Annotated in this window: 15 protein-coding genes; 10 read left to right on the top strand and 5 right to left on the bottom strand. The window is 54.0% G+C overall.

Annotated elements, in window-relative coordinates; all coding sequences use genetic code 11:
• Positions 1 to 74: 74 nt before the first annotated feature.
• The gene (locus K0J45_RS13925) at positions 75 to 1,187 is read left to right on the top strand and encodes an HD domain-containing phosphohydrolase (RefSeq protein WP_220042996.1); all 1,113 of its coding nucleotides are present in this window, start codon (positions 75 to 77) and stop codon (positions 1,185 to 1,187) included.
• Between the two features lie 87 nt (positions 1,188 to 1,274).
• Here the strand turns inward: K0J45_RS13925 and K0J45_RS13930 are convergent, their stop codons facing one another.
• The gene (locus tag K0J45_RS13930) at positions 1,275 to 2,000 is read right to left on the bottom strand and encodes a DUF599 domain-containing protein (RefSeq protein ID WP_220045315.1); all 726 of its coding nucleotides are present in this window, start codon (positions 1,998 to 2,000) and stop codon (positions 1,275 to 1,277) included.
• 514 nt (positions 2,001 to 2,514) lie between these two features.
• On the opposite strand from K0J45_RS13930, the gene K0J45_RS13935 reads away from it, so the two are divergent.
• The 4 genes from K0J45_RS13935 to rsmS all read left to right on the top strand — a co-directional run bounded on the left by K0J45_RS13935 (position 2,515) and on the right by rsmS (position 7,601).
• Positions 2,515 to 4,083, top strand: a complete 1,569-nt coding sequence (locus K0J45_RS13935) for a S41 family peptidase (protein WP_220042997.1) — start codon at positions 2,515 to 2,517, stop codon at positions 4,081 to 4,083.
• A 5-nt stretch (positions 4,084 to 4,088) separates the two neighbouring features.
• Complete coding sequence (locus K0J45_RS13940; RefSeq protein ID WP_258406694.1) at positions 4,089 to 4,493, top strand: hypothetical protein; 405 nt, start codon at positions 4,089 to 4,091, stop codon at positions 4,491 to 4,493.
• A gap of 369 nt (positions 4,494 to 4,862) precedes the next feature.
• Positions 4,863 to 7,274 (top strand): TonB-dependent receptor plug domain-containing protein, encoded by a 2,412-nt coding sequence (locus tag K0J45_RS13945; protein ID WP_220042998.1) that lies wholly within the window; start codon positions 4,863 to 4,865, stop codon positions 7,272 to 7,274.
• Between the two features lie 141 nt (positions 7,275 to 7,415).
• Positions 7,416 to 7,601, top strand: a complete 186-nt coding sequence (gene rsmS / locus K0J45_RS13950) for a pleiotropic regulatory protein RsmS (RefSeq protein ID WP_220042999.1) — start codon at positions 7,416 to 7,418, stop codon at positions 7,599 to 7,601.
• A gap of 155 nt (positions 7,602 to 7,756) precedes the next feature.
• Here the strand turns inward: rsmS and K0J45_RS13955 are convergent, their stop codons facing one another.
• Positions 7,757 to 9,598, bottom strand: a complete 1,842-nt coding sequence (locus tag K0J45_RS13955) for a S8 family serine peptidase (RefSeq protein ID WP_220043000.1) — start codon at positions 9,596 to 9,598, stop codon at positions 7,757 to 7,759.
• A gap of 400 nt (positions 9,599 to 9,998) precedes the next feature.
• Here K0J45_RS13955 and K0J45_RS13960 point away from each other — a divergent pair, with 400 nt between their 5' ends.
• The 3 genes from K0J45_RS13960 (at position 9,999) to K0J45_RS13970 (ending at position 11,619) form a co-directional block, all read left to right on the top strand.
• Entirely contained in the window at positions 9,999 to 10,247 is a 249-nt protein-coding gene (locus K0J45_RS13960; RefSeq protein ID WP_220043001.1) for a hypothetical protein, read from the top strand.
• 81 nt (positions 10,248 to 10,328) lie between these two features.
• Positions 10,329 to 11,036, top strand: coding sequence for a tRNA (adenine(22)-N(1))-methyltransferase (locus K0J45_RS13965; protein WP_258406695.1), 708 nt, complete (start codon positions 10,329 to 10,331; stop codon positions 11,034 to 11,036).
• Positions 11,037 to 11,082: 46 nt separating this feature from the next.
• Positions 11,083 to 11,619, top strand: coding sequence for an NUDIX domain-containing protein (locus K0J45_RS13970; protein ID WP_220043002.1), 537 nt, complete (start codon positions 11,083 to 11,085; stop codon positions 11,617 to 11,619).
• A 95-nt stretch (positions 11,620 to 11,714) separates the two neighbouring features.
• Here the strand turns inward: K0J45_RS13970 and K0J45_RS13975 are convergent, their stop codons facing one another.
• The 3 genes from K0J45_RS13975 to K0J45_RS13985 form a co-directional block, all read right to left on the bottom strand.
• Positions 11,715 to 12,629, bottom strand: a complete 915-nt coding sequence (locus K0J45_RS13975; RefSeq protein ID WP_220043003.1) for a pseudouridine-5'-phosphate glycosidase — start codon at positions 12,627 to 12,629, stop codon at positions 11,715 to 11,717.
• Positions 12,623 to 13,714 carry a PfkB family carbohydrate kinase gene (locus K0J45_RS13980; protein ID WP_220043004.1) on the bottom strand — a complete coding sequence of 364 codons (1,092 nt, stop codon included), beginning with the start codon at positions 13,712 to 13,714 and terminating at the stop codon, positions 12,623 to 12,625. The genes K0J45_RS13975 and K0J45_RS13980 overlap by 7 nt, the downstream gene beginning before the upstream one ends.
• Positions 13,715 to 14,069: 355 nt before the next feature.
• The gene (locus K0J45_RS13985) at positions 14,070 to 14,522 is read right to left on the bottom strand and encodes a YaiI/YqxD family protein (protein WP_220043005.1); all 453 of its coding nucleotides are present in this window, start codon (positions 14,520 to 14,522) and stop codon (positions 14,070 to 14,072) included.
• A 173-nt stretch (positions 14,523 to 14,695) separates the two neighbouring features.
• Between K0J45_RS13985 and K0J45_RS13990 the strand changes: the two genes are divergently transcribed.
• Positions 14,696 to 15,394 (top strand): DUF2461 domain-containing protein, encoded by a 699-nt coding sequence (locus tag K0J45_RS13990; protein WP_220043006.1) that lies wholly within the window; start codon positions 14,696 to 14,698, stop codon positions 15,392 to 15,394.
• A 69-nt stretch (positions 15,395 to 15,463) separates the two neighbouring features.
• Positions 15,464 to 16,288 carry an SPFH domain-containing protein gene (locus K0J45_RS13995; RefSeq protein ID WP_220045318.1) on the top strand — a complete coding sequence of 275 codons (825 nt, stop codon included), beginning with the start codon at positions 15,464 to 15,466 and terminating at the stop codon, positions 16,286 to 16,288.
• The last annotated feature ends 85 nt before the right edge of the window (positions 16,289 to 16,373 follow it).

The following is a 16,373-nucleotide window of genomic DNA, read 5'->3' on the forward strand; positions in this document are numbered from 1 at the left end:
CTCTGCCGATGTGTTGACTATAATGATGGGTAGCGATTTGCGCGCAAGCAGGCGACAGGCCAAGGGAGCGGCACATGTACTACACCTCGACGGACCTTAATCAGCACCCCTCTATCATGAGCAAGCTGTCACACCTTCACGCCACCACCCAAGCTAAGCTGCCGCAGATCACCCGTATCGCCGTCGCCCTGTTCGACCAGGACAGCGACATAGTGCGCACCTTTATCTATAGCGGCAAACCCTCCCCCCTCAACCACTATCAGGCCAATCTCAGCCAGTGCCACTCGCTGCAAGAGGTTGCCCGCTCCAGAGAGGCCAGGATAGTGCAGGATCTTAGCATCTATAGAGACAGCCGACACGAGCACGCCATCAAGATCTATGAGGCGGGCTATCGCAGCAGCTATACCCTGCCCCTGCTTTCAGGCAATACCCTGCTGGGCTTTATCTTCTTTAACGGCGACGATGAGCAGGTGTTCGACAAGCGCTGCGTGGAGCATCTGGATCTTATCGGCAATCTGCTGGCGCTGATGGTGATCAACGAGTTGAGCGAGGTGATCACCCTGGCCTCGACCATGAAGACCGCCATAGATGTCACCCATTTTCGTGACCCGGAAACCGCAGGACACCTGAGCCGCATGGCCCATTATTCACGGCTGATCGCCCAGCGAGTGGCGGATGAGAGAGGCTTAAATGATCACTTCATCGAACATATCTTCATGTTTGCGCCTCTGCACGACATTGGCAAGATCACAGTACCCGACGAGATCTTGTTTAAGCGTGGCCCGCTTACCCCAGATGAGCGCACCGAGATGCAGAAACACTGTGAGTCGGGCCGGGATCTTATCGACAAACTCTTGTGTAACTATCGCCTGAGTAACCTGGACCACACCAAGATGCTGCGCAATATCGTACTCTGTCATCATGAGGCGATGGATGGCTCCGGCTACCCAGCGGGACTGATTGGCGAAGCTGTGCCGATCGAGGCAAGAATCGTGGCGGTTGCAGACGTGTTCGATGCCCTCACCAGTGAGCGCCCCTACAAAGCCGCCTGGACCATTAGCGATGCCTTTGCCGAGCTTGCACGTCTGGCGGGCAGTAAGCTGGACGCCGACTGTGTCGCCGCCCTCCATGAGGCTCTCCCCGAGGTGCTCAGGATTCAAGCCACCTTCGACTCCACCGAGTTTTAGCAACTATCACGTAAAGCCAGAGAGTTATAGCTCGTCGTCATGACCCGTCGAGCCTTGTTTCTTATGCTCTCCCTACTCTAGCGGTCGTTAGTGCTCGGCGCCTTTCGCCTGCTCACGCTCATCGAGGATCAACATTCCCTGAGTGATCGCCTGCACCGCCCTGGACTTAAACTCGCGGCGATACAAGGTGTAGACCACCACCAGGCTAGAGACGATAAACAGCAACGGATGGAAGAACCAACCCAGCACAGCCATCGAAAAATAGTAGGAGCGCAGGCCATAGTTATAGGCATGGGCCGCCCTGTCCTGCACTATCGCCATCTGCAGCGCATAGGCCTTTAGCTGCTCATCTTGACCACTCTTATCGACCGGGGTCGCCCCCACCATGACGTTGAGAAAACCATACTGGCGCATCGACCAGGTAAACTGAAAGAAAGCCATCACGAAGATCAGCGTCAATATGCCAAGTTTGAACTGGATCAGCATGTGAACCGGCGGCGCCGTCATGGGGATAGAGGCGATCACCGCCTCCAACCGCTCGACCTGAGCAAACAGGGTCAATACCCCCGCCAGCACCAGCATAGTGGTGCTGGCAAAGAAGGTGATGTTTCGCTCAAGGTTAGCCAGCAGCGCCGCCTCCGCCACCCTCACCTCGCGGCCTAGCAGTTGATACATCCAATGAATACGATGCTGATGCAGGCAACGGGCGATACAGTTAGTGTTCTTGGCCTTCTTGCGGGCGAAGCGGGCGTAACCTATCCAGCAGCTAAAGAAGCAGGTCACGGCGATAAGGTCGAGCAGGTAATTATTCATCATGGATTCAACTTGTTAACTAGGGGCAAAGTGGTCAATGACTGCCAAGGCTCATTTAATCATAGCCCATTGATATTGCAACTCAATTTCCTCACACCTTAATGTCTAATTGGTGTGGTTGTGCGTAATCGCTCCCTCAGGCGCTCATCGCCAGCAAAAGCATGACAAGTGGCTGCTGGCTGCTGGCTACAAAGTGCAGTTAAATGGGGGCAAGCGAGAAAAGCGCAGGCAAATTAAAACCGATGCCTATGCCTGCATATTCGACCATTTCTGCTAGCCTACCTGCGGTTTATCTGGATGCTCGCCCCATTAAGGTCGCCTTCTCGATGCAATCGACTACAAAGAGATGGAAAACGAGCAGGAAAACACAAGACCGTCCGCGACTTAGGCTATACCTGTATGCAATTCTTAGCTAAGATGGTCAAGAAATTGTTACACCCATGTTTTCCGGCATGAGACCCGTTAACAATTGCAACATCACCAAACACAAGAGTTTAATAATAAAGGATTATTTATGAAGTCAATCTCAAATGCTCTGTTTACAAGCCTGATCGCATCAGGCCTCTTGCTCACTGGCTGTAGCGGCGGTGGCAGTGGTAGCGATACCTCTGGCAGCGGCGGCTCCATAGGCACGGGCAGCACGGTGAAATGGGTCGAGGGAGAATTTACTCCCTATGCACAATTGGCCAACCAATGCGATGCGGGTCTCAAGGAAAAACTGTGGTTACGTTCTTGGAGTAACGACACCTACCTCTGGTACAGCGAGATCATAGATAGGGATCCGGCGCCTTACCAGGTCTTAGAATATTTCAGCCTACTGAAAACCGAAAACCTGTCGGCCACGGGCAACCCCAAAGATCAGTTCCACTTCTCTATGCCCACCAGCGAATGGGAACAGCTCAATCAATCGGGCGCCTCGGTCGGCTATGGCATGAGCTTCCATCTCCAACAGGCCAGCAGCACCGCAGACAGAAAGGTTACCGTGACCTACACAGAGCCTAGCTCACCGGCCACCAGCGCCAATATCGCCCGCGGCGCCGTCATCGTCAGCATAGATGGCGTGAGCGTGAAAGATGCCAACGACACGGCCTCGATCAATACCCTGAATAACGGCCTCTTCCCCAGTGACGACGGCCAGCAGACACGCTTCACTATTCTAGATCTTGGCGCCAGCCAGCCCCGTGACGTAGTGCTCACCGCGCAAACCGTGGTCTCGACCCCAGTGCAGAACACTAAGGTACTTGCCAGCCCATCGGGTAACGTGGGTTACTTCCAATTTAACTCCCACATCGCCACGGCAGAGCGCGGCCTCTATGATGCCATCGCCACGCTGGCCAATGCCAAGGTGGACGATCTGGTACTGGATCTGCGCTACAACGGCGGCGGCTTACTGGCCATGGCGAGCCAGCTGGGCTACATGATTGCCGGCCAGCAGGCAACGCAAAATCGTATCTTCGAGCGCAGCACCTTTAACGACAAGTACCCCACCAAAGATCCTGTCACCGGCCAGACATTAACGCCTATGCCTTTCATCGATGAAACCATTGGCTTTAATCCAAGCCTGTTGGGTGGTGGACAGAGCCTGCCAAGCCTTAACCTGTCACGGGTATTCGTGCTCACCACAGACGACACCTGTTCGGCCAGTGAGGCGCTGATCAACAGCCTGCGCGGCGTCGATGTCGAGGTGATCCAGATTGGCGGCACCACCTGTGGTAAGCCCTATGGCTTCTACCCAACGCCAAATTGCGCCACCACCTACTTCACCATTCAGTTCAAGGGGGAAAACGACAAGGGCTTCGGCGACTACTCAGACGGTTTCGTCCCCAGCAGCAACCCGACGCTACAAAGCGAAGTGCCAGGCTGTGACGTAGCAGATGACTTCAATCATGCCTTGGGAGACCAGGAGGAGAGCCAGCTGGCTGCGGCCCTCTACTACCGTAACAACAACAGCTGCCCGGCTCAGGTGGCAAAGGCATCACGTACTCAGGCGAAACCTCAGTTTGTCGATGCGGGTTATGTGCTGCAAGATACCCGCAATCAAAACCTGCTGTTTAATAACCGGATTCTGACTCAGCCTAAGTAGGATTTATGATAAAACGCATAGTTCGTATCATACTCGGCGTCATGCCGTTAACGCTTCTTGGCTGCTCATTACAGGCACAAGACACTGCTTTGCCGGATCCTGTGCCAGCCCCAGTGCCTGCAATAGTCAGCGAGCCCAGTGCAGAGAGTCTGGCTGAGCTGGAAAACGCCATCGCCAAGCTGTTACAGATGCAGAAGGTGACCCTAGCCGCCGATGCGTTCACCCGAAACAGTCGATTGGCGCTTGAGCGCAATCCCCATAAGGATCCTAACGGTCAGCTGTTGATGGGCCGTAACTTTGAGCTACCGCAAATCGTCCAGCTTTGGATAAGCGGTGATGAGTGTTTTATTGCAGATACCGAGGAGCATCGCAGTGCGCCGCTGACAGTGACTCGCTGCTCTCCTGAATAGACTAATCAGCCTGGCTATCTGGCCATCAAGATGAGTCTTCCCCACGACGGCTGCTTACCCAAAGCAGCCGTCGTTTTTTATTATTAGTGCACTCATAGCTAACCTTATCTTCTGGCCGCGACGTTAATCATCAGGCCTGGATAAGGGCGCTCTCCCCCTTCCCAACGACAAAGACCCATTCTGCATACGTCATCCAGCTCACTGGGCGTGTTAGGCGAGATAAAATGCTACTTCGATACGCTATCGCGAGTGCTCAATAGAACCGTCTGCACTGAGTTAGTACATATCCTTCTAAATGTAACAATTGTTACAGTGATATTATCCCGCGCTTCTCATTATTGTTTTACATACCAATTATTAAGAGGCCTTATGCGCTTAGCTGTTTCCGCATTAGCAGTGTCATCTGCACTCATCCTTCCTGGCGTCCACGCTGAAGATCAACAAGCGACCTTAGATCAACAAGCCAGCTTCGAAAAAATCGAGATCATAGGTTCACGTATCGCACTACGTACCGCCACAGATAGTGTGGCACCGGTGGACATTATTACCGCCGAGCAGCTCGAATCGACGGGAATGACAGAAACGGCTAAGGCACTGCAATTTGCCGCACCCAGCTACAGCTTTCCATTCTCATCGGTAACCGATGGCTCGGATGCGGTGCGCCCGGCGAGCCTGCGCGGCCTATCGCCGGATCACACCTTAGTCTTGGTCAACGGCAAGCGTCGTCACGGCTCGGCACTGGTCCATCTGAGTGGCACAGTAGGTAAAGGCTCATCTAACGTCGACCTGAACGCCATTCCGATGACCGCAATCAAGCGTATCGAGATCCTGCGTGACGGCGCGTCGGCGCAATATGGCTCCGATGCGATTGCCGGCGTCATCAACGTGGTGCTAAAAGACAGTGAACAAGGTGGTAGCGTATCCGCACAAGCTGGCCAGACCTACGCGGGTGACGGCGAACAGTGGCGACTGGGTGCCAACCATGGCATAGCCCTGGGTAACGATGGCTTCGTCAATGTCTCACTAGAGGCACACCATAAAGACAGCACTAACCGCGCAGGGCTAGATCCTCGCCAGCAGTATCCGCAGTTAGCCGATGGCTCAGCGGATCCTCGCGAAGCCACCTTTAATCGCAAGAGCCATCAGGTTGGTGACGCCGAGTACGACAACCTAGGCCTGTTCATCAACGCAGCCAAGGCCATTTCAGACAAGGGCGAGCTATACGCCTTCGGTGGCGTAAGCAAACGCGAAACTAAATCAGGCGCCTTCTACCGCAGAGCCCTGGATAAACGTAACTTAACCGAAGTATATCCCGACGGTTTCTTACCCCAGATCAACCCTGAAATTATCGACACCTCGTTGGTACTTGGTTATGAGTTCACCCTGGGTGAATGGAATATCGATACCTCCGCAGGCCATGGTGAAAACTCATTTAACTACAACATTGTTAACTCATTAAACGCATCTTTAGGCCCCGACAGCCCGACCGAGTTTGATGCAGGCACCTTGTCGACCCGTGAAACCAACTTGAATATCGATGCGTCGCGCTATTTCAACTTTGCAAACGACTCAGAGATCCTCTTTGCCGCGGGTGTGTCATGGCGCAAGAATGGCTACCAAATTGAAGCCGGCGAGAGTGCTTCCTACATCAATGGCGGTTTCGATAATCGCGCCGCCGGCAGCCAGGGCTTCTCGGGCTTTACCCCAGAATCTGAAGTCGACGAGACCCGAGATAACACAGGCGTTTATGTCGAGCTAGAAAACCAGTTAACCGATGACTTTTACTGGGCGGCGGCGCTGCGTTACGAAAACTATTCCGACTTCGGCGACAACACCAGCTGGAAGCTAGCGGGCCGCTATGACTTTACCGACAACCTGGCACTGCGCGGAACCATCAACACAGGCTTTAGAGCACCTAGCGTGCAGCAGCTGTATTTCAGCAACATCTCTACCCTGTTTAACCCCGATCCTGTCACGGGTCAGTTGGTACCGACAGAATCGGGCACCTTCAACACCCTGTCACCGGTGACAAAAGGCTTAGGGATCAATGAGCTCGAGCCAGAGTTATCACAGTCTTTCAGTCTCGGTCTGGTCTATCGCAATGATGCGGGCCTGGCACTGACCTTGGACGCCTATCAGATCTCTATCGATGACCGAATCATCTTGTCGAGCTCAGTCACGCCGGATGATTCACCTGCGGTCGCAGAGGCCCTGGCCGGCACCAACGCCGAATCGGCACGCTTCTTCATCAACGCCGTCGATACCCGTACCCGAGGCGTCGATCTGGTAATAAGCCAGGATTTCGATATCGGCGCTTGGGGCGATCTGCAAGCCAACCTGGCCTATGCCTATAACAAAACGGAAATTCAAGACATTCATTTCCCGCAGGTGTTAGACGGCGTAGGTAAAGAACTCTTCGATCGCATCGAACAAACCCGTATGACTGCGGCCACGCCAAACAACACTGGCAACCTGGGACTCACCCATAGGCTAGGCGACTTCAAGACCAACATTCGTCTCAGTTACTTCGGCGATTACACAGTGGGTTACTCCTCTGGCGATGTCACTTACAGCGACCAATGGGTAATGGATTTGTCGGTGCAATATGCGGCAACTGAGGCGCTAAGCTTCACCGCCGGAGCGCAAAACCTGTTTGATGTTTACCCGGAGAAGCGTCCGGACAGTAATAACTTCAATGGCATCTTCGTCTATCCATTAACCAATACGCCATTTGGCTTTAATGGTGGTTACGTCTTCTTAGAAGCCAAATACACCTACTAACCCCCGTAGGTTCATTACACTAAAACAGGCCATTTATGGCCTGTTTTTTTATCTCGACCAGCCATCAAGGAGATAGCTTAGGCAACTTGTTCCCATCGCCACGCTGTGTGAGAATCGACAGCAGGCATTTGAGGAAAGAATATGACGCAAGCACCAGGTGACTCATCTACAACTAAGACGGCTCTTGATGACGCGAGTGACGAAATCAAACTCGCCGTAGACCTTATTTATCTGCTGGAGAGTCATGAGATTGAGCCAGATGTGGCACTGGCGGCTTTAGAGATAGTAAAGCAGGACCTACAGAGAAAACTGAGCAAAGGAATTTGAACAAGGCTAACAGTTAGGCACTTACACTCAGGGCATCACGAAGTCATTTACGGACTATTTATTGCTCCTTTTCATTACGCCCATCTATTGCTAATGAATTAACCATAAAAAAAACGCAGCCTAGGCTGCGTTTTTAGTGTTACTCAGGGAGTTGTTTAGAAGATCACTGTCTGCTCGGCAGTACAGGTAGAAGTACCTTCGTCACAAGCCTTATAAACGTAAGTTCCGCCACCCTTAGTGTTGATGGTGTCAGTGTAGGTGCTGCTCGCCGAAGTGGTCGCAAGCTTGCTGCCATCACGGTAAACATCTACGTTTGCACCAGCGGCACCAGAGAAGGTCAGATCCACTGTCTTAACGCCCTTGTTCTTGTAGCCGTTGGCCGACAGAGTGAAATCACCACCAGTGTTTCCGCCACCATTGTCTCCACCACCATTGTCGCCACCGGCACAGCCGTTAGCGGTCAGGTAAGCATCGGCAGCCGCAGCCTGAACGATACCGTAACCGAAGTACTCATCTTTACCCGGTGCACCGCTGTCCATGGCAGTCGCTTTCAGCGCAGCACGGATCTCGCTACCTGTACACTGGTTGTGATTAGACCAAACCAGCGCCGCAATACCAGATACCGCAGGAGTCGCCATAGAAGTACCGCTCATGAAGCCGTAGTCGGCAGTGCCGATATCTACAGTAGCAGTGCTCGCCGCTAGCAGCGCCGCACGATCTTCCTGTGCAGTACCGACTGCAGGGATAGAGGTAGTGTTGGTGTCACCTAGAGTGCCGTACAGCATGCCAGGCTCGTTGTTGATGATGATCGCACCGACACCACCCGAGTTTTCACAGTTAGCGACCTTATCGTGGAAAGAGATCACGCCGCGGTCGATCACACAGATGTTACCGTTAGCGCCAGCATCTGTCGCTTCGGCAGTACCCATGTAATAGGTGTTGCCTGAAACTGTGCCTGAGTTTTCCATCGCGCTGCTGGCAAATGAAGCGCCGTCTGCACTCAGGTTAGACGCAGTCGCCATGCCTGCTGGGTAAGTTGATAGTGTGTCCACACCACCGGCAGTCACTTCCACACAGATAGTCTCGTCTGAAGTCGCCTTAGGACCACGACCCGAAGTACAAGATGGGAACTGAGAGAAATCGGCGATGTTGTTGTTTGCATCGTTCGCGCCCACCATCATGACCGATGGGTAACCCGCTGGGTATGAACGTACGTTGTTACCATCGTTACCCGCAGCGGCAACCACCAGACCGCCTGCATCGACGAAGGCTTGGAAAGCGTTAGATTCGGTAGAGTTAGCTCCGCCGCCACCTAAGCTCATGCTGATGATGTTGGCACCGGCCGCGCTACACAGGTTAGTGGCGTGGGCCAGATCAGATGAGTAACCCCATCCTTCAGCGTTGAATACCTTGATGATGTGCATGTCGACGCCAGGCGCCATACCGATCACACCGACGTTGTTGTCGGCTGCCCCGATAGTACCGGCAACGTGAGTACCGTGTGGACCGCCGTTGACGTTCCAGCTACCTGTACCGGAATCGTTGTCACCAGTGATCTTGTTCCATTCGAAATCTGGGTTAGACGCGTCAAGACCCGAGTCGATGATACACACCTTCATGCCGGCTGCGGCGTTGAAAGTCAGCTGATCAGCCTGTGATTGATACACAGCGTAAGGTGTTACCTGCTGCGTCATTGGGTTGCCCGCATCATCGCTAAAGCTCATCAGATGACGACGCTGGTCCGCCTCGACCAATTTAACGTGTGGGTTGTTTAACAGTCCCTTGACCTGGGCCAAATCTTTGCCCGCAAAGGTTGCAGCGATAAAGCCTTCACCATCTACATGGATCTGTGCGCCTAACTGCTTAGCCAGTGCCTTAACGACACCCTTACTGCCATTGTCTACCTGGATGATGTAACGATCATCATCGGCAAATGCCTGAGTTGATAGGCCAACACTTAATGCCATTACCGCACTTGCCAACTTAGTTAACTTCATAGAGGTCTCTCCATTATATTTATTTTGTTAAGAGTCTTTTTATTAGAACTTCCCTGAATAGCAAATGCCGCGGTATATCTCTCTTCAATTGCGACCTGATTTGGCATTTACTACCACACAACAAGGCACAAGCTATCACACCAACTTGACAGCAACAAGGTGTTAACAAAAAATAAACATATGTTGCACGGGCGTACATTTTATTCGGAGTGGAATTCGCTGGCAGGATTATCGCTCTGCCAGACAAGAAGCTTTGCAATCATCAGACAAGACGCTTTGCGCTCATCAAACATGAGGCTTTGCAATACAGATCCCGGCTTGTCGGCTGGTAAAAGCGCTGTTGCAACGCGCCAAGGCTGGTATACTAGGGCCTCATTTGCCACTATTGACGACATTGACGATGACAGACAACGCCACGCCAGCAACCCAAGCAGTAGACTTCTCGGCCATCAACAAGAGCACGGCCGCCTCCTTTAACGAGCAGAAGAATCTGATCAAGCGGCTATTTAAGGGCAACAGAGTCGATTGCCAAAAATGTAAACAACCACTGCAGCTGATCGTGCCCACCGAGAAGGCGCAAACAGGCCATTACGGCGTGTTTTGTAAGAAGGGTTGTACAGATATCGAACTGGAAATCGATCTGCTTTAACTTTTAACGACCTAGATCAAGCAACCCATTAAACACCGGCAATGTCGATACAACCGCCATTCCCGGTGACGAGTCTCCCCTTTGAAACTCAGTCAACGCCTCTCTCACCTGCAGGACATGGTCGATGGCCACTACGCCCATATCTGGGACTGCTGCTGCGATCACGGCCTGCTCGGCGCCGCCCTGCTAAAGAAGCAGGTGGCCGGTACCCTGCATTTTGTCGACATAGTGCCTGGCATCATGCAGACCCTGCAGGGCAAACTCGAGCGCTTCTTCCCACTAAATCAAGATGTCACCAGCCCTCAATGGCGGGTGCACTGCATGGATGTGGCCAAGCTACCGCTGGCTGACTATCCGAGCAACACGCCTCAGCTGGTGATCATCGCTGGGGTTGGCGGCGAGCTGACCGGCGAGCTGGTCAGCGCGATTCAAGCCAGCGCCGACGCCTTGGGGCAAAACATAGAGTTTCTCCTCTGCCCCGTGCATCACACCTATCAGCTCAGAGACAGGCTAAGTGCCATGGCGCTCAATCTGGTCGATGAGAAACTCATCAGCGAGAACAAGCGCTGCTACGAGCTTTTGCATGTGGCGCGCCGCGGCGAGCGTCCCATCACGGCGATTGGCGACAACCTCTGGTCACAGGCGCCGTTTGAGTTGCAGCAGGCCTACCTAAGGCGCCTTTTGAAACACTATCATCAGGTGGTCAGAGGCAGTAAGCAAGAGCAGAAACCGCTGCTCGAGCGCGCCATCTCAGACTATCAGGCGCAGCTGGACTTGCTTAGCGCCTAGCCTGTTATCTTTGGCATTCCTTTTTCATCTTCGAGTGAGTCAACTTATGCGCCTGCTGAAATCCACTATCCATCCCGACCTTAATGCCGCCACGCCAGAGGAAGTAACCGGACAGGGCTTCATCCGCCGTGCGGCGCGGGCCATAGTCCTCAGGGGTAGCCAAATATTGATGCTCTACACGGCGCGCTATCACGACTACAGTATTCCCGGTGGCGGTGTGGATGAGGGCGAAAATATTCGCCAGGCGCTGCTTAGGGAGTTGGAAGAGGAAACCGGCGCCCACACCATAGAGATCTTGAGCGAGTTCGGCCGCTACCAGGAGTTTCGCCCCTGGTATAAACCCGGATTCGATTTTGTGCAGATGGAGTCTTACTGCTTCGTCTGCACAATTGGTGAGGAGCTGGGCGACACCAGGTTTGAGCACCATGAGCTACAAAACGGCATGCACCCGGTCTGGATAGAGATTCATGAGGCTATTGCCCACAATGAGCACACCATGGCTCATAGCGACAAGAAGGGATTATCTATCGAGCGCGAGACCTATCTGCTAAGGCTGATCCGCGATGAGCTGCTCACGAGCTGAACGGCTCACGAATTAGAGTCATCTCAAGATAAACCGCCCATAAACCCACAAAAAAAGAGCGCCGCAGCGCTCTTTTTAATTCCTAGCAATAGGTATTAACGGCTGTATTCACAGGCGATCTGCGCCGCCAGCTTGGCGTTGTTAAACACTAGCTGGATGTTGGCCGCCAGGCTGCTGCCCTCTGTCTTCTCGGCAACCTTGGCCAGCAGGAAAGGCGTCGAGGCCTTGCCGGAGATCCCCTTGGTATCCATCTCGGCCACGGCATCTTTAATCACCTGATCGATCATCGCCTTATCAAGGGCATATTCGGCCGGGATAGGATTAGCCACAACCACGCCGCCCTTGAGACCCATCTGCCACTTGGCCGTCATGGCATCGGCCACCTGCTTAGGGGTGTCCAGACGGTAGTCGACGCCGAAGTCGCTCTCACGGGTGTAGAAGGCAGGTAGCGTCTCGGTTTCATAACCGACGACCGGCACGCCTTGGGTCTCTAAGTACTCCAGCGTCAGGCCGATATCCAGAATCGACTTGGCACCAGCGCAGACCACGGCCACATCGGTATTAGCCAGCTCCTGCAGGTCGGCAGAGATATCGAAAGTCTGCTGGGCACCGCGATGCACGCCGCCGATACCGCCGGTCGCAAACACCTTGATGCCTGCCATCGCCGCCAAAATCATGGTCGACGCAACCGTGGTCGCACCATCGGCCTGCTTAGCCACGATGAAGGGAATGTCGCGACGGCTGGTCTTGATCACCGCCTGACCCGCCTTACCCAGATACTCGATCTCATCGTGAGTCATGCCCACCTTGAGGCGTCCCTTGAGGATGGCGATGGTCGCAGGAACCGCGCCGTTATCACGAATGATCTGCTCCACCTTGAGGGCGGTCTCGACGTTTTGCGGGTAAGGCATACCGTGAGAGATGATGGTCGACTCCAGTGCCACCACGGGACGACCGGCTTCCAATGCCGCTTTCACTTCTGGGTTGATATCTAGGTACTGCGCTAACATAGAGACTCCTTGATAACTCGGTTAACTGATATTTCAGACATGTTTGGGTTAATCGTTGCCAGATCCGACAGAGCGACTACCGCCGCCGCCATGGCAAACTCGGTCGACTGACGGGTCGACCAGCCTTGAATAAATCCGTGGGCCAGGCCCGCCAGGAAGGCATCACCGGCGCCGTTGGCGTTGACCATCTCCACCGGAATGGCCGGAATATGGGCCTGCTCCTCACCGTCGCTGTAGAAGACACCGTCGATGCCCAGGCTCAGGAAGACGCGCTTAACCCCCTGCTCGTGGAACCAGTTCGCCAGCACTGGCAGCTCACCATAGTTGGCGATAGAGATCCCAGAGAGCTGTTCGGCCTCTTTGAGGTTCGGTTTGAGGGTGTGGACGGCGCCGAGATAGGGCTTGATCTTCTCTGCCTTGGCACAGGAGACGGTATCGACAAACAGTGGGATGTCGGCGAAGTTGCTTAGCAGATAGGCCAAGGCGGCCTCGGACAGGTTGGCATCGATAATCGCCAGGCTGGCGCGCTTGAGCATCTCCTGCTGACTCTTGAGCTGCTCGACCCCGAGACGCTCCAGAATCGCCATGTCGTTGATCGCCACATGCATGTCACTGTCGCCGTCGAGCACAGAGAGATAGGTGGAGGTCACGCCATCGCTCAGCTGCAAACTGGGCTTCATGTCGATGCCGGCGCGCTGACAGTGCTCGACGATCTGCTGACCGTAGGCATCTTTGCCCACGGCGGTCATCAGGCGGGTATCCGAGCCCAAACGGGCCAGGTTCTCGGCGATGTTACGCCCCACCCCACCAGGGCTGCAGCTGACGCTCCCCGGGTTGGAATCCCCTACCCGCAGGCTAGACGCCGGACGACCGAGAATATCCATGTTGGCGCCGCCGATCACCATGGCATACTTGGCCTCGGCCAGGATATAGCCCTTGCCACGAATCACCCCCTTGTTGGTGAGATTCATGATATGCCCCGCCACGGCGGAGCGACTGATCCCTATACGGTCGGCCAGCTCCTGCTGGGGGATCAAAGGGTCTTGCTTGAGTAGTGCTAAGATTTCTAATTCACGTTCCGTCATTTAGGCGATCTCACTAAGCAATAGGTAATGTCTATATGGGTACTGTCTGGTTATGCAAACAATTAGCAAGCGGCAAACAAACATTAATCAGCAAACATCAACCAATAAACAAACAAATGTTTGCATCCCAAACTTTTGTTTTACATTAATCGATCTCACCAGCGAGCGCAAGGTAAACAAAATCGGAATCAAGTGGTTATGTGAGGTGTGCCACACAGGTCGACAACGCCTACCCCACTCAGACAGGTACTTTGGCGTCAGCAAGCACTAACTTTCGAGCATAAAAAAAGCGCCGAATAGGCGCTCATTAATTGACGGGCGGCAGCTGAAACTAAGGCTAAATAGCTTAAGCCGCTTAACGCTTGTGATACTTAGTGATCAGGCGATCCAGCTGATTGCCGAAGGCCTGTTTCTCGCTCTGACCTATGGCCGCCGGGCCGCCGGTCTGCACGCCGCTGGCACGCATGGTGTCCATAAAGTCGCGCATGTTGAGAATAGACTTGATGTTATGCTCGGTATACAGCTCGCCCCTAGGGTTCAGCGCCAGGGCGCCCTTGTCGATAACCTCGGAGGCCAGTGGAATATCGGCGGTGATCACCAGATCGCCAGGCACCGCGCGCCGCACTATCTCATTGTCGGCCACGTCAAACCCGGAGGAGACAGTCACCAGCTGAATAAAACGCGATGGCGGGATCCGCATGGCGTGGTTGGCCACTAAGGTCACGGCAATCTCGGCGCGATCGGCGGCGCGAAACAGTATCTCTTTAATCACGCCTGGGCAGGCATCGGCATCGACCCAAATCTTCATCTCTTCTTCCTGTCATCACAGTCAATCATGGCTGCGAGCACTATAGCATAGCTATCGCGCTTTATAACGAGTGACCTTATCCCTGTATAAGCGGCATTAACACTCAGGGGATCTCTTATGGTAATTTATTCAATACATTGATTTTAAATAGATAGATTTTAAGTAGATAGATTATGACCATATCTGCCACCAAGGAAGCGCTTTTCAGCCCGGACTGTCTCGAGTTTCTCGCCAAGTTGGCCAGCAACAACGAGCGTGACTGGTTCAAGGCCCACCAGGCCGAGTATGAGGCCAAGGTTCGCACCCCGGCGCTTAACTTTATCGGCGCCATGGCGCCCCATATCCAGCAGCTCTCGCCGCGCCTCACGGCCGTGCCCAAGAAGGTCGGCGGCAGCCTGATGCGCCCCCAGCGCGATGCCCGATTCAGCAGCGATAAGACTCCCTACAAGGTCAACGTGGGCATTCAGTTTCGCCATTTTCAGGGCAAAGATGTGCACGCTCCCGGGCTCTACCTGCATATCGCCAACGACGGCTGCTTTCTCGGCGCCGGGATCTGGCACCCAGACAGCAAGGCGCTGAGCCAGATCCGCAGCTGCATAGACGATAACCCCAACGCCTACAAACAGGCGCTCAAGCAGCTCAGCGCCGCCGGATTTGCCATGGAGGGCGACAGCCTGCAGCGTCCGCCCAAGGGCTATGACAAGCATCACCCCATGTTAGACGAGCTCAAGCGTAAAGACTTTATCGCCATCAAACCGCTCGACACTCAGCAGCTGTTTGCCAAGGATTTCGACACCTGGTGCGCCGAACAGTTTAACCAGGTCAACAAACTCATGGGCTACCTCTGTTTCGCCCTGGATCTTGATTATTAAAAAGGATTTTTGATGTTTAATCGTAGACAAAACAAGCCGCTAAACTCACGTCTGAGCCAGCGCCTGAACATGTTCAATCGCCTCAAATTTATTGCGTCGCTTGTGGTGGTACTGCCCCTTGCCGGCGGCCTCACGGGCTGCACCAACCCCAACACCCCGGCGGGGGAAGAGGGCTATGTGTTTGAGAAGCCGCGCATCTTCGGCGCCGGCGGCTATCGCGGCACCCTCATAGGCCCCAGCAACTATGGGGTCTCCCTGTGGCGCAACGAGGTGATCAACATCGACATGCGTCCCAACACCTACACGGAAAACTTTAAGATCCTCGCCAAGGACGATCTCAACATCAGTTTCAACTTTCATGCGGTGATCGCCATCAAATCAGGCACGGTGAAAGAGGTGGTGGAAAAATATGGCGCCGAGAACTGGTATGTGCGTTTCGTGCGCGAGACCTTCCGCACCTATGTGCGCGACGAGGTGCAGCGCTACGACAGCGTGGCGCTCAAGGAGAACCGCTCGGAGATCGCCCAGGCGGTGTCGGTCAAACTCAAGGACTACCTTAAGACTTCGCCTTTCCAGCTCAACAATGTGATCGTGGGTAACATCAACTACCCCGACATAGTCGCCATCGCGGTCGAGAAGAAGCTCGCCGCCCAGCAGCTGTTGTCGGAAAAAGAGACCCAGAAGGAGATCGCCCAGAAGGATGCGGAGATCCGTATCGAAGAGGCCAAGGGTATCGCCCAGGCGCAGAAGATCATCAACGAGACCCTGACCCCCAACTATCTACAGCACGAGGCGATTAACGCCCAGCTGAAGATGGCGGACTCGCCCAACCACACTACCGTCTATATTCCGGTGGGCACCAACGGCATCCCTCTGATAAAGGGCGCCAAATAGCAATAACGGAACCCAAAAAGCCTGTCGTCCTTTAGGCGACAGGCACTAGAAGCGTCAGAGATAAAGCATTAGTAAGGCCTTGATT

Source organism: Shewanella alkalitolerans, from assembly GCF_019457575.1.
Taxonomy (GTDB): Bacteria; Pseudomonadota; Gammaproteobacteria; order Enterobacterales; family Shewanellaceae; genus Shewanella; species Shewanella loihica.